This window comes from Acutalibacter sp., assembly GCF_056800975.1.
Window position 1 is genome coordinate 1 of sequence record NZ_JBQISV010000010.1, and the last position, 12989, is coordinate 12989.

At 60.1% G+C, this 12989-nt stretch carries 11 protein-coding genes; 3 read left to right on the top strand and 8 right to left on the bottom strand.

Annotated features, from left to right (window positions below):
* Nucleotides 1-377 precede the first annotated feature (377 nt).
* The gene (locus tag ACTO5E_RS02180) at nucleotides 378-1220 is read left to right on the top strand and encodes a putative manganese transporter (RefSeq protein WP_482301188.1); all 843 of its coding nucleotides are present in this window, start codon (nucleotides 378-380) and stop codon (nucleotides 1218-1220) included.
* A gap of 871 nt (nucleotides 1221-2091) precedes the next feature.
* Here the strand turns inward: ACTO5E_RS02180 and ispE are convergent.
* From ispE to recO, 7 genes are all read right to left on the bottom strand, one after another.
* Nucleotides 2092-2940, bottom strand: coding sequence for a 4-(cytidine 5'-diphospho)-2-C-methyl-D-erythritol kinase (ispE, locus tag ACTO5E_RS02185; RefSeq protein ID WP_482301190.1), 849 nt, complete (start codon nucleotides 2938-2940; stop codon nucleotides 2092-2094).
* Nucleotides 2941-3390: 450 nt separating this feature from the next.
* Entirely contained in the window at nucleotides 3391-4557 is a 1167-nt protein-coding gene (locus ACTO5E_RS02190) for a pyridoxal phosphate-dependent aminotransferase (protein WP_482301245.1), read from the bottom strand.
* Nucleotides 4553-5047: an Lrp/AsnC family transcriptional regulator gene (locus ACTO5E_RS02195; protein WP_482301191.1), complete on the bottom strand. Its 495-nt coding sequence runs from the start codon at nucleotides 5045-5047 to the stop codon at nucleotides 4553-4555. Before ACTO5E_RS02195 ends, ACTO5E_RS02190 begins: the two co-directional genes overlap by 5 nt.
* A gap of 18 nt (nucleotides 5048-5065) precedes the next feature.
* Nucleotides 5066-5542, bottom strand: a complete 477-nt coding sequence (locus tag ACTO5E_RS02200) for an NUDIX hydrolase (protein ID WP_482301192.1) — start codon at nucleotides 5540-5542, stop codon at nucleotides 5066-5068.
* A 10-nt stretch (nucleotides 5543-5552) separates the two neighbouring features.
* A complete protein-coding gene (locus ACTO5E_RS02205) occupies nucleotides 5553-6365 on the bottom strand; it encodes a histidinol-phosphatase HisJ family protein (RefSeq protein WP_482301194.1) in 813 nt (270 codons plus the stop codon).
* Nucleotides 6366-6922: 557 nt separating this feature from the next.
* Complete coding sequence (locus ACTO5E_RS02210) at nucleotides 6923-9277, bottom strand: endonuclease MutS2 (RefSeq protein WP_482301196.1); 2355 nt, start codon at nucleotides 9275-9277, stop codon at nucleotides 6923-6925.
* Between the two features lie 519 nt (nucleotides 9278-9796).
* Nucleotides 9797-10540, bottom strand: coding sequence for a DNA repair protein RecO (recO, locus tag ACTO5E_RS02215; protein ID WP_482301197.1), 744 nt, complete (start codon nucleotides 10538-10540; stop codon nucleotides 9797-9799).
* 950 nt (nucleotides 10541-11490) lie between these two features.
* Here recO and ACTO5E_RS02220 point away from each other — a divergent pair.
* Together ACTO5E_RS02220 and ACTO5E_RS02225 are read left to right on the top strand one after the other, a co-directional pair.
* Nucleotides 11491-11676: a helix-turn-helix transcriptional regulator gene (locus ACTO5E_RS02220; RefSeq protein WP_482301247.1), complete on the top strand. Its 186-nt coding sequence runs from the start codon at nucleotides 11491-11493 to the stop codon at nucleotides 11674-11676.
* 22 nt (nucleotides 11677-11698) lie between these two features.
* Entirely contained in the window at nucleotides 11699-12163 is a 465-nt protein-coding gene (locus ACTO5E_RS02225) for a hypothetical protein (protein ID WP_482301199.1), read from the top strand.
* On the opposite strand, the gene ACTO5E_RS02230 is transcribed toward ACTO5E_RS02225, so the two are convergent.
* Nucleotides 12160-12972, bottom strand: coding sequence for a hypothetical protein (locus tag ACTO5E_RS02230; RefSeq protein WP_482301200.1), 813 nt, complete (start codon nucleotides 12970-12972; stop codon nucleotides 12160-12162). The genes ACTO5E_RS02225 and ACTO5E_RS02230 overlap by 4 nt on opposite strands.
* Nucleotides 12973-12989 lie beyond the last annotated feature (17 nt).

Consider the following 12989-nt stretch of genomic DNA (forward strand, 5'->3'; position numbering starts at 1 on the left):
CACCCCACCTTCTGGGAGCCCATCTGTCAATAGATTTTTCGAGCCCTGGACTCTGTCCTAAAATCGGGGAAAATGCTGGATTTTGGGCCAGGGACAAGTGATTTCAAGAGAAAAATGAGATTTTTGACGCTGGAAGCACCGTTTTGGTCAAAACTGGCAGGTTCCGGAGTTTTCAAGCAGATTCTATGCGGACAGCCGCATACCCAGATTCCTCTACAGAAGGAAGCACTCCCATGCTCGACCTCCTGCTCAACGCCCTTTTCGACACACCCAAGCCCCTACCCATCCTTTTAGGAACCCATCTGCCATAGAATACCTCGTCCCCCCCCCCAGGCTGACGCCGCAATCCCGAGCCCCCTACAGAAAGGAGCACTCCCATGCTTGACCTACTACTCGACGCCCTTTTTGACTCTCTCAAAACCCTCCCCTTCCTCCTGGGAGCCTATCTGCTGATAGAATTCCTCGAGCACCGGGCCGGCAGCCGCATAGCCGGAGCCCTCTCCCGGCTGGGCCCCTTTGGCCCTCTGGGAGGCGCGGTGCTGGGCTGTGTGCCCCAGTGCGGCTGCTCTGTGGCTGCGGCCAATTTCTACGCCGGGCGGCTGATCACCCCCGGCACTCTGCTGGCAGTCTTCATGGCCACCTCTGACGAGGCGCTGCCCATGCTGCTTAGCCAACCCCAGACAGGGGGCGTGCTGCTGCGGCTGCTGGGGGTCAAGCTGATTGCCGGAACACTTACCGGCCTTCTGGCCGACCTGGTGGTCTTCCGCTGGCTCAAATCCTCTCCGCCCCAGCCCTTCCACGAGCTGTGCGAGGATTGCGGCTGTGAGGAGCAGGGTCTGTTCCGCTCAGCGCTAAGGCATACCGGCAGGGTATTCGGCTTTATCCTGGCAGTGAACCTGACGTTGAGCCTGGCCATTGCCGCAGTAGGGCAAGAGCGCATCTCCCGCCTGCTGCTGACAGGCAGCGCATTCCAGCCGCTGCTGGCGGCGTTGCTCGGGTTCATTCCCAACTGCGCGGCCTCGGTTCTGCTGACAGAGCTGTATTTAGCCGGTTCCTTGTCCTTTGGGTCAGCGGTAGCGGGGTTATGTACAGGGGCGGGCATGGGCCTGGCCGTACTTTTCCAGGTAAACCGAAACTGGAAGGAGAACCTGAGCATTGCCGCCACACTGTATGTAGCGGCGGTATTGACAGGCACAGCCTGCCAGTTCCTCTTTCCCTGAGCATCACCTGAAACAGCACACTGCATTTCGACTGTGCGTCCTCAAAGCATGAAAAATTTCGCTCCGTCACACGGTCGAAAGTGCTTAAAGCATTACGGAACCATCTTCCATAGAGCTTGTATCACCGTAAGCGGCCCAACCCCTTCAAACAGCACAAGAAAGGACTGAAACGCCCCACTGGGACGTTTCACATAGAGAGTATTCCTTCCCATCGAATAACAGACGTATCCGCTACCCCGACACATCTCCGTACTGCGGTCAAACAGTGCGTTGCCACAGGGTGCTTGAGAGACGCCGCGACTTACCCAAGGGGCAATATCAAAAGCACGCCCCATATACAAAACTTCCAACGTCCACTACAGTCGCAACCGCAAGGCCCGCCCTCTGAATGCACCGCCCGCAAACCAGCCGCTCGCCCCCTTGCTCCGCAAGGGGAAGAAGCTTTGCTTCGCAAATCTTCCGCAGCCGCGAAGACCCCGCGTCTGCGCTCGCTGGGCCTTCGTTCTATCCCAACTGGCTGCAAACAGATGGTTGAAGCAAAAGCTGTTTTTTCCTGGTCGTTTGGGGTTTTCGTGAAGGAGGATCAAAAAGGGTCTACGTCTAAGGCTGACGGCAGCAAGCAGTCCGCTGGTCTCCCTTTGGTCGACCTCGCTAGGGACGGCGGCGCAGCCCTGCCCCGTTCACTACTTGGTGATGAGAGAAAACTACTACCTCGCACCTTTGCTTACTGCGCCGCCTAAGGTCAAGGTCAAGACCTTGGGGACTCTGTCCCCAAACCTCTGCAACCTTTGAAAAGGTTGACGAAACTTTTGATTCGCGCCCCTTGTGCTTCTTCTTCGCCCTGACCTTTCGCCCGCGCTGGGCGCTTTCGTCACACCCCCGTGCAGGGCCGCACCAAAAACACCTTGCCATACCCTTCCATCTGCCGCATGGCGGACCGCGCCTGCTGCTCCGCCTCAAAAATACCGTAAACCCCCGAGCCGCTTCCCGTCATCATGGCCCCCATGGCCCCGGCCTCCATCAGCCCCCGCTTAACGCCCCGCACCTGGTTCATGCGGATGGTCTCGTCAAACCGGTTGGCCAGCCCCTTTGCCACCCGCCGCAGATTGCCCGCGTTCAGCGCGTCCATCATCCGCGGCGTGGCCTGGGTACTGGAAAGAGGGTACTGGTCCAGCAGCGCGTAGGCCCGGGGGGTGCTCATGCCGGCGGGCGGCTTGCACACCACCAGCCAGCAGCTGGGCATCATCGGCGCAGGGGCCACCTGGGTGCCGGTGCCGGTGCAGCGGGCCGCGCCGCCGCCTACGCAAAAGGGCACGTCCGCGCCCACCTTGGCCCCCAGCTCCATCAGCTTCTCCTGAGAGAGCCTCGCGTCATACAGCTCGTTCAGACCCCGCAGCACAGCCGCCGCGTCCGCGCTGCCCCCGCCCATGCCCGAACGGCTGGGAATGAATTTGTGGATGTAGATGGACAGGCTCTCGTTTTCCAGCCCCTGGTCCTCCATAAAAAATTTTGCCGCCCGGTACACAGTGTTCTTACTGTCCAAAGGCAGACTCTCCCGGTTGCATTCCAGGTGGACCCCTTTCTCCCGGCCGGTCTGTATTTCCAGCTCATCCCAAATTGATACAGTCTGCATAACAGTGTCCAGCAGGTGATAGCCGTCCTGCCTGCGGCCTACCACGTCCAGGGTCAGGTTGATTTTTCCAAAGGCTTTTACCTTCATCGCTCACCACTCCTCTCTCTAAAAGGGTCCTCCCTCTGAATGGACAGCGCGGCGCCCAGCCGCTCGCCGTCTTGCTTCGCAAGCCGTAGTAGCTTTGCTTCGCAAACCTTCCGCAGCCGCCAAGACCCCGCGTCTGCGCTCGCTGGGCCCTCTCGCTCTGTTTCAGCCGGCAGCAAGCAGTCCGCTGGTCTCCCTTTGGTCGACCTCGCTGGGTGCGACTTGCCTTCGGCATCCGACTTGCCTGCGGCAAGTCGACGGCGGCGCAGCCTTACCCCGTTCTGACCACTTTGGTTAGGCAGACTTCTACCTCGCGCCTTTGTTTACTGCGCCGCCTAAGTGCAAGGTCAAGGTCGCGAGACGCTGTCTCGCGCTCTGCAACCTTTGAAAAGGTTGACGAAACTTTTAATTCGCGCACTTCTGTTCTGCTTCGCTCTGGCTTTCCTGCCCGCGTTACAGCTCTTGCAGGAACGCCTCAATCCGCTCCAGCGCCTCCGTAATGTGCTTGATGGAGTAGGAGTAAGATATGCGCACAAACCCCTCGCCGCTGGCCCCAAACGCGTCCCCGGGCACCACCGCCACATGCTTGCTGTAAATCAGCTTCTCACAGAATTCCTGAGACGTCAGCCCCGTGCTCCGCACCGACGGAAAGACATAAAACGCCCCCTCCGGCTCAAAGCATTTCAGCCCCATCCGGTTCAGCCCGTCAACAATCAGCCGCCGCCGCATGTCATACTGACCGCGCATGTATTCCATGTCCTCGTCGCCGTTTTTCAGCGCCTCAATGGCCGCGTACTGGCTGGTGGTGGGGGCGCTCATAATGGCGAACTGGTGCAGCTTGGTCATCAGCTTAACCAGCTCCTGGGGCCCCGCCGCATACCCCAGCCGCCACCCGGTCATAGAGTGCGCCTTCGAGAAGCCGTTCACCAGCACCGTGCGCTCTGTCATCCCCGGCAGCGAGGCAAAGCTCACATGCCCCTCCTGGGTGTAGGTAAGGGCCGCGTATATTTCGTCCGACAGCACAAGCAGATTGTGCCGCTCCACCACCCGGGCCACGGCCAGCAGCTCCTCCCGGTTCATCACAGCCCCGGTGGGGTTGTTGGGGTAGGGGAGAATCAGCAGCTTGGTCTTCTCCGTAATCTTCGCCTCAAGCTGCTCCGCCGTCAGCTTAAAGCCGTTTTCCGGCCCGGTCTCAATAATCACCGGCACGCCCCCCGCCGCCTGGGTGATGGGCACATAGCACACAAAGCTGGGCTCGGGAATCAGCACCTCGTCCCCAGGACAGACCAGGCTGCGCACACACAGGTCAATGGCCTCAGAGCCCCCCACGGTGACAAGCACCTGGCTCTCCGGGGCATACTCCACCCCATAATGCCGGGAGAGAAAGCGCGAGACCTCCTCCCGCAGCTGCATAAAGCCCCGGTTGGGGGTGTACCGGGTGCGGCCCTTCTCCAAAGATGCGATCCCCGCCTCCCGAATGTGCCAGGGGGTGTGAAAATCCGGCTCGCCCACAGAGAGAGAGATCACATCCTCCATCTCATTGGCAATGTCAAAAAAACGCCGGATGCCCGAGGGCTTGATCTGCCTGATAACAGGGTTTACCAATTTATCATAATCAATCACAAAGGTTGCTCCCTCTCTCGTCGATTTCCTCGTAGTCGCTGTGGAAGACCACGCCCCCGTCCTTATACTTGGTCAGCATAAAGTGGGTAGCCGTAGACAGAACCCCGTCAATGGTGGCCAGGCGTTTCTGCACAAACATAGCCACGTCCTGCATGGTGCGCCCTGTGACTGTGACCGCCAGATCGTACCCGCCGGACATAAGATAGACGCTCTCCACCTCAGGAAAATTCATAATACGGCCGGCAATCTCGTCAAAGCCGGTGTCCTTTTTCGGCGTAATGCGCAGCTCAATCAGGGCGGAGGCCTTCTGGGTCTCCGTAAGCTCCCAGTTGACCAGAGCATGATACCCCCGAATAACCCCCTCCCGCTCATACCGGGCAATGGCCCTTGCCACGTCCTCCTCGTTCTCGTTCAGCATAACGGCCAGCTGCTGGCTGGTCAGCTTGGCGTCGTCCTGCAAAAGCTCCAAAATCTGTTCCATAGCCATGTAGCGTTCCTCTCCTTTTCAGTTCAGCTGATTGGATACAAAATGTAGAATTCCCTTTTCGGTCAGATGACCGGCCAGCTGGGGCGGGTAGAAAACCGCCTCGCCCCGCTGAATCGTCTCCACAGGCGCCCAGAGAAACTCCATCTCCTCCCGCACCTGCCCATTCCCGTCAAGGCCCTGGCGCACGCCCTCCCAAGGCGCGGCCGGCAGGTCGACCCGGTAGTAGAGGCAGATTTGCTGGCAGGGTCCGTTCCAGTCAAAAAACACCTCGCCCACAGCAGCCAGCCCGCCAATCTCCACGTTCAGCCCCAGCTCCTCCCAAAATTCCCGGCGCAAGGACTCCGCCGCGGTCTCGCCAAAGGCCACATGGCCCCCGGGGATGGCAAGCCCCTGGTCCCCCTTCATCCGCTGAACCAGCAGCCTGCCCTCCTGCACAGCCAGCCCCGCCGCCCGGTAAGAGAAGCGGCCCTTTTCCGTATCAAATAAAATATCCATAGGGCGGCCCTCAGTCCAATGGCAGCCACACCGGCCGCCGCTTCTCATAAACGGAAAACTGGGTGAACCCCGCCGCCTTCAGCAGCTCCATACCCTGGTCAATGCCGACTCCCAGGTCCTCTGTGCAGTGGGCGTCCGAGCCCAGGGTCACCAGCTCCCCGCCCAGCCGGCGGTAGCGTCTGAGCAGCTCCAGGCCGGGCATGGCCTCTCCCAGCTTCTGCCGCAGGCCAGAGGTGTTCACCTCCAAGGCAATGCCCTTTTGAATCAACGCCCCCAGCGTCTGGTCAATTTTCTCTCCATGAGGGGCCAGGTCCGCCGCAACGCCCTGCTCCCCCTGAATGTACCGCAAGGGGTAGGTCAAATGGCCCAGGGCGTCAAACCCGCCCCAGTCTATCATTTCCAGCAGCTGGTCCCAATACTCCCCCAGCACAGCGTCCAGTTCTCCGGCAGACAGGGCCCGGGCGTCCAGATAGTAGAAATCCTCCCTGCCCCGCAAATTGTGCAAAGAGCCAATGACAAAATCATAATCAAACCGGCCTACCGCCTCCTGGGCCCCGGGCAGGTCCTGCAAAGGCTGGCCCAGCTCAATCCCCCGGTAAAACCGCAGCCCCGCCGGGGCCTGAACCGCGTCCATAGCCTGCCAGGCCCTCAGGGCGCGCTCCCGGTACTTTTTTTCATACTCATTACACTCGCAGTGGTCCGTCAGGGTGACGGCATACAGGCCCAGCTCTTTGGCCCGGGCCAGCATGGCCTCCGCCGGGTGCCTTCCGTCCGGTGAACAGCTGGAATGGCAGTGGCAGTCGCTGGCAAAGGAATGAAGCATGGCAATCACCTCGATTTTTCAACATATCCCGACGATTATAGCACAAAACCGAAGAAAAGGGAAGCTTTTCCGTGAAAAAACGGAGACAGCTCCCCCTTTTTATTCCCCTTACAGAGAAAGCCAGAACCGCCCGTCCAAAAACAGCGAAGACGGCTTGTGCCCGGGAGCGGGCATGGCAAGAACCCCCATTTACAAGCCGCAAACGCTGTACAAGCGGCCCTTTTCTTAAAAATGGCTTGCAATACAACCCACATCTCCTGCTATAAAGACAAAGCTCCAAAAGCCTCCCGCCAAACAGGAGTGCCTAAAACGAGACTTTTAGTAAGGCTTTTGTGAGCGTCAGAAAGGCCCCGTCCGCCTTTTCAGCAATAGCAGAGCTCCAAAGGCAAAGCCCCTAAGCCACCGGAGGCCGTCCCACCGTCATAAACTCTCTCTTTAGACACTCCCCCTACAAGCTCCCCTGGACGTGCATCCAAAATAGAATACCCGGTAAGACACGCCGCAAGCCCTCCGCACCCTGCCGTGCAAGGGACACAAACAGGCGAACGGCCGGCCTGTCAGTTCAGCTCCGCCACGGTAACGCCGTTTTCGCCCTCTCCAAAGGCGCCCAGCCGGAAGCGTTTCACCTGCTTGCACTGGCGCAGATGCTTCTGCACCGCTGCCCGCAAAACCCCGGTCCCCTTGCCGTGAATAATGGTCACCTGGGGCAGGTTCATCCGCGCCGCCCGGTCCAGAAAAGCGTCCACCTCCATCAAGGCCTCGTCCACGCTCTGGCCCCGCAGGTCCAGGCTGGTGCTGGCGTCCGGCGCAGAGACCGACTTGGTGACAGTGCGGCCCTTGGGCTTTTCCGGCTTCTGGTCCCCCAGCAGCCGCAGGTTCTCCACCGGCACCCGGGTCTTGATGATTCCCGCCTGCACCAGCACCTGGCCGTCCCGAGGCTCCTCCAACACCGAGGCCTTTTTGTCAATGTCGAAAATCAGGACATTGTCCCCCGCCTTCAAGGGCCGGGGCAGAGTATAGTCCTGGTTGGAGCGCTGCTTGTGCACCGGGTCGGCGGCAGTGTCCAGGTCCCGCAGACCGCCCCGCAGCCGGGCCTTCTGCTCTGCGGAAAGGGCCTTGTTCTTCTGGCGGCGCAGCTCGTCCAGCTCGTTGAGCAGAGCGTCTGCCTGACGGCGGGTCTTCTGCACAATGTTCGCCGCCTCCTGCCGGGCCTGTTCCAGCTCCCGGCGGGCCTGGTTGCCGGCCTCGGCCTGCTTGGCCTGGGCCTCCCGCATACTCTCCCGGGCCCGGTCAGCGGCCCGGCGGGCCACAGCCAGCTCGTCCTCCAGCTTCCGGCGGTCCTCCTCCAGGCGGCCCACCACCTGCTCAAACACCGAGTCCTCCCGGGACACCAGCTCGCCCGCCCGGTCCACCACCCGGGGGTCCATGCCCAGCCGCCGGGAGATGGCAAAGGCGTTGGACTTGCCCGGCACGCCGATGAGCAGCCGGTAGGTGGGCCGCAGGCTCTCCACATCGAACTCGCAGCAGCCGTTCTCCACCCCGGGGGTCTGCAGGGCATAGGCCTTCAGCTCGGCATAGTGGGTGGTGCAGGCCAGCTTTGCCCCCTTGCTCCGCAGCTCCTCAATAATGGCGGTGGCCAGAGCCGCGCCCTCTACCGGGTCAGTGCCCGCGCCCAGCTCGTCCACCAGTACAAGGCTGTTCTCATTTACCACAGCGGTAATGCGGATAATATTGGTCATATGGGCCGAGAAGGTGGACAGGCTCTGCTCAATGCTCTGCTCGTCCCCAATGTCTGCCAGAATATGCTGAAACACCGAAACCCGGCTTCCCTCGGCAGCGGGGATCATCAGCCCGCACATAGCCATCAGGGTCAAAAGGCCGATGGTCTTCAGGGCCACAGTCTTGCCGCCAGTGTTGGGGCCGGTGATGATCAGCGTGTCAAAGTCCCTGCCCAAACGGATGTCGGTAGGCACCACCTTATCTTTGTCAATCAGCGGATGGCGGGCAGCGGTGAGCTCTGTCACCCCGTCCTCCCCCACCTGGGGGGTGACAGCCTTCATCCGGTAGGCCACCTGAGCCTTGGCAAAGATCACGTTCAGCTCCACTGCCATCTGGTAGCTTTGAATGACGCCCTCTGCAAACTCCCCTGCCTCAGCAGAGAGCTCCCGAAGAATGCGGTTAATCTCCTCCAACTCCTGTGACTGCAGAACCCGTATCTCGTTGTTGGCCTCCACCACACTCATGGGCTCAATAAACACCGTGGCTCCGCTGGCGGAGGTATCGTGAACCAGACCAGGGACCTCTCCCCGATACTCCGCCTTAACCGGCACCACATACCGCCCGCCCCGCTGGGTAATAATGGTCTCCTGCAGGTGCTTCTGGTGGCTGGCAGAGTGGACCAGCTTGTCCAGCTGGTCCCGGGCCCGGGCAGAGGCGTTGCGGATTTTCCGCCGGATGCTGGCCAAAGCAGGGGAAGCGGCGTCGGCCATCTCCTCCTCGCTGATAATACTGGTGAAGATTTTCTCCTCTAAGTATTTGTTGGGGGCCAGCACAGAAAAGCGGTCGCTGAGGGCGGTTTTCATGCCCGCCGACTTGTCGTGCCAGCTCTGCAGGGCCCGGATGGACCGCAGGGTGCCCGCCACGTCCAGCAGCTCGCGCATCCCAAGACTCCCCCCGGCCTGAGCCCGGCGCAGCGGATTGGCAACGTTTTTCAGGTCCCGGAAGGAGGGCCCGCCGAATTTCGCCATCAACACAAAGGCGGCGTCGGTCTCCTCCAGCAGACGGCGGGCCTCGCCGGCACTGGGAGCGGGCTCCATGCCCCGCACGATCTCCGCGGCGTCGTCACAAGCGGTTTCGGCGGCAACCATTTCCAGTATTTTGTCCAGCTCCAGGGCTTTATGATTTCTATCCATAAGCTTCCTTTCTGTATTGCGTGGGAAACAATCCCTGCTTTTCTTTATTGTACTTTGCTGACTGCCAACGGGCAGCCGTGCAAAAAGTGAGGCTTCAAAATGTATTTACTATATGGGGCGGTAACCTTTGGCGGGCGATTGACCCGCATAGAGATTCCTCACACAACGCTTGGCGTGGGCTCTACCGTCGGCGGCTCTTTCTTCGCAAGCTTCGCTTGCTCAGGCGGCCCCCGAGGCCAGCAGCAGCGCCCCACCCCGCCCACCCCCAACGCTCAGGTCTTTAAGGGCATTGTCGAATGTCCGCTTCGCTCCCCTTCGATAAGAAACCCCTTACGGTGATTCCCTACGGCAAACGTCCCACTGGGACGTTTGCCTACCCTTCTGCGTTTTTGGAGGTGTTTAAGGTCAAGGGCAAGACCTTGGGGACTTTGACCTCTGCTTAAAGGAACTTCTTGAAAGAATGTCCCCTCAGCTTCAGTAAAGCTGAAGCCGGAATCTTCAAGAACTTTCCATTTCAGCTCATTCAAGGCTGCGATAGAAAACCAATGTTTTCGGCATCTCCTGTAATATGCTGAGCATATATGCCTCCGCCGCTGACGTCAATTCCTCTAATCCCGGCCCCGTCAGCGTAAACGCAAAAACCCGCTCAAACTCCGCCTCCACAATGTGCCGCATGGCCCGCACCGCGCTGGGCGAAAGCCGCGCCTCCGGCTGCTCGTCCCGGGGCCGGCACTCCCCACAGTACAACACGCCCTCCCGCAGCCGCAGCGCCATGCCTGCCGCCTCCTCTGCGCCGCATTGGGCGCAGCCCGTCAGGTCCGGCATGTAGCCGCAGGTGGTCAGCAGCCGCAACTCTACAATGGCCTTCAGCAGGGACCGGGGCCGCTTGCCCTCCTCCAAAAAATGCAGGGCGTTCAGCAGCAGCCGCAGAGCCTCCCCCGTGTCCTCGTCCCCCACCATAATAAGCTCCGCCCCCAGCTGGCAGAAGTACATGGCCAACGCCATGCCCGTCAGGTCCCGGCGCAGCCCCGCAAAGCTGTGCACAGGCACGGCCCGGCTGATTATGTACTTCTCCCGCCCCTGGTAAATGTCCAGACGAGAGAAGCAGAGCAGCCCGGCCCCGGGCATACGCTCCTTTTTGCCGCCGGCCCGGTTGACAAAGGCCTGCAGCATCCCCTTATCCTCGGTGAGTATGGTCAGCAGCCAGCCCTGTTCGCCCACGGGCTTTTCCCGCAGAATCAGGCCCTGGGTCTGAAATTTCAATGGGACGGCCTCCCTTCCCGGGGGGCAGGACCGCACCCCGCAGCTGTGCGTATCGAATGTAATCATCCACTTTGCCGGACTGGGCAAAGCACTGCCAAGCCTGTTTTTCGTTCACCGCGACCGCCTCCCTGGTGGTTATTCCTGGTTACATAGAGCAGTATTTGCAGGAAAGGGGCGGGTATGAGAGGAAAAAATATCTTTTCCCGACAGGGTTCGGCAGAGTTTTTGGGGCGGACATGCTTGCCTCCACATATTGTGCAGGAGGGCGGGCAGAAACGCAAGGCAAGCAACGCGGGCAAAGCGCCAAAGCGAAAGAGAAGCAAAAGAGCGCGAACAAAAAGTTTCGTCCACCTTTACAAAGGTGGCAGAGCGCGAGACAGCGTCTCGCGACCTTGACCTTGAACTTAGGCGGCGCAGATAGCAAAGGCGCGAGGTACGAGTTTGTTCCCAAGAGCAGTTTGGAACGGGGCAGAGCTGCGCCCGCCGTACCCAGCGCGGTCGACCGCAGGGAGACCAGCGGCCCTCTCGCTGCCGTCTCAAACAAGACGAAAGGCCAACCGCCGCAGGGAGACCAGCGACCCGCTCGCTACCGGCAAAAACAGAACGAAAACCCCCACCAACCTACCCACAGCCAACAAATTCAAAGAAAACAGCCTGCCAATACTCTTGTCAAACAAAGCCTCAACAATCAAACTATTTTCCCCAGCGTCCCATAGCCAGCAAGCCGTCCTCCACCGATATCCCGCCAAAGCCGCCAAACCCCAAAGAAAATACCCGCTTTCCCCCAAAAAAGCGTACCCCAAAAGAACGCAGAAACCCCAAACAACAAAATTCCTTACGCCCAAATGTAAATTATACTTGACTTTTTGTCACAACAAGCTTACAATAGCATTACAGTCGACTGAAAGAAACCAGAGAAAGGCGGCGATGTGTTGCCCAAAAATCTCAAAATGAAAGCCGCCCGGGCCGCCAAAGGCATGACCCAGCAGGACCTGGCCCAGGCGGTGGGCGTCACCCGGCAGACCGTGGTGGCTATTGAGCGGGGGGACTATAACCCCACCGTGCGCCTGTGCATCGACATCTGCCGGGCCTTAGACAGCACGCTGGACGGCCTGTTCTGGCCGGAGGACGAATGATAGAAACCGGAGGGATGATTTTATGGGAAAAGGTTGTTTTTTTAAAAGCTGTTCTGAGCTGGACGAGCGCCAGCTTCTTTTGCGGGGCAATGTGTTTCAGCATGTGGTAGTGCTGCTGTTCGGGCTGATTCTTCTTAACGCCATGCTCAAGGACTGCGGCGTCACCTGGGCCGAGGGCAAGGGGGAGAACCTGATCATCTTCTGGGCCGGGGCCACTTTGGGCCTGTGCGAGTTCATCCTGCGGGGCCTCAACCCGGCAGGACGGCGGCAGGGCGTGCTGTTCGGCTTCTTCGGCCTGAGCGGCGCGGTGCTGGCCGGATTGAGCCTGAGCGATGTGCTGGCCGAGGGACAGCCCCTTCTTTCCGGCCAAATGCTCACCGGCACAGCCGTCACGCTGATTCAGGGCGCAGCCATGCTGGCCATCTTCTTTACCTATCTGGGCAAGACCTTGTATGACCGGCGCGCAGCCGCCGGAGACGAGGATTAACCCTTCACATCCACAGTAGGCTGAGGCGCGGGCGCGGCCTTGGCAGAGGAACGGTAAGCGGCGGCAACCAGAGTGAAATCAGCTGCCGCGCTTTTTTGCGCACTGGCCCGAGCCTGGGCCCGGGCGCGCTTGACCTTGCGCTCCTCCCGGCTCTCCACATGGACCGCTTCCTTCTCCTGGTCCTCTTCCCCCTTCTTCCGGGCCTCCCGGATATCGGGGGTCTCAGGCTCCTTCTGCTCTGCGGGACGCTGGGCCGTCTGAGCCGCCTTTTCCGCCTTGGCCTGCTCCGCCTCTGTGGGCAGACGCTCATAATCGCCCCGGCGCACAAACTCCCGGGCGCTCTGCTCCAGCTTGTCGCAGCGGCGCTTCTCCTGGGTCATAATCTCCAGCTTTTTGGCCTGGCTGATGTTGGGATTGTTCTCCACTGCCTTTACTACCACCAGGGAGGTGTTGAGGTAGGTCATTTTCAGCCGCTGGGCCTCCTCTTTGGTGCGGCACTGCCGGAGCTTCTGCTCAAAGGCCTTCTGCTCCCGCTCAGAGGCCTCCAGCTTGGCATAGGCCTCCGGGTCCTTGGACTGCAAATAGCGGCGCTCCTGGGCTGTGAGCTTTGCCCCCGCGTCCAGCTTCTGGTGAATGCTCCGCAGCGTGTCGTCGGACCCATTCTTTTCCCCAGCGTCTTCGGCGGCTTCCCCCAGGTACTGTTCCAGGGTTTTGTGGGCGCCCAGTTCACCCTTGGCCTGCTTCAGGTGGAATTGAGTCTGCAGCTTCAGCTGTTTGGTATAGGTGTTTAAGGAACCCATCAGCATCATAACGGCAACCTCCTGTG

What these genes read in the sequence shown, in the direction of transcription:
- ACTO5E_RS02200 (WP_482301192.1), bottom strand. Translation starts at nt 5,542, where the DNA reads ATGGATATTTTATTTGATACGGAAAAGGGCCGCTTCTCTTACCGGGCG.
- ACTO5E_RS02230 (WP_482301200.1), bottom strand. Translation starts at nt 12,972, where the DNA reads ATGATGCTGATGGGTTCCTTAAACACCTATACCAAACAGCTGAAGCTG.
- ACTO5E_RS02220 (WP_482301247.1), top strand. Translation starts at nt 11,491, where the DNA reads ATGAAAGCCGCCCGGGCCGCCAAAGGCATGACCCAGCAGGACCTGGCC.
- ACTO5E_RS02205 (WP_482301194.1), bottom strand. Translation starts at nt 6,365, where the DNA reads ATGCTTCATTCCTTTGCCAGCGACTGCCACTGCCATTCCAGCTGTTCA.
- ACTO5E_RS02180 (WP_482301188.1), top strand. Translation starts at nt 378, where the DNA reads ATGCTTGACCTACTACTCGACGCCCTTTTTGACTCTCTCAAAACCCTC.
- ACTO5E_RS02225 (WP_482301199.1), top strand. Translation starts at nt 11,699, where the DNA reads ATGGGAAAAGGTTGTTTTTTTAAAAGCTGTTCTGAGCTGGACGAGCGC.
- ACTO5E_RS02210 (WP_482301196.1), bottom strand. Translation starts at nt 9,277, where the DNA reads ATGGATAGAAATCATAAAGCCCTGGAGCTGGACAAAATACTGGAAATG.
- ispE (WP_482301190.1), bottom strand. Translation starts at nt 2,940, where the DNA reads ATGAAGGTAAAAGCCTTTGGAAAAATCAACCTGACCCTGGACGTGGTA.
- ACTO5E_RS02195 (WP_482301191.1), bottom strand. Translation starts at nt 5,047, where the DNA reads ATGGCTATGGAACAGATTTTGGAGCTTTTGCAGGACGACGCCAAGCTG.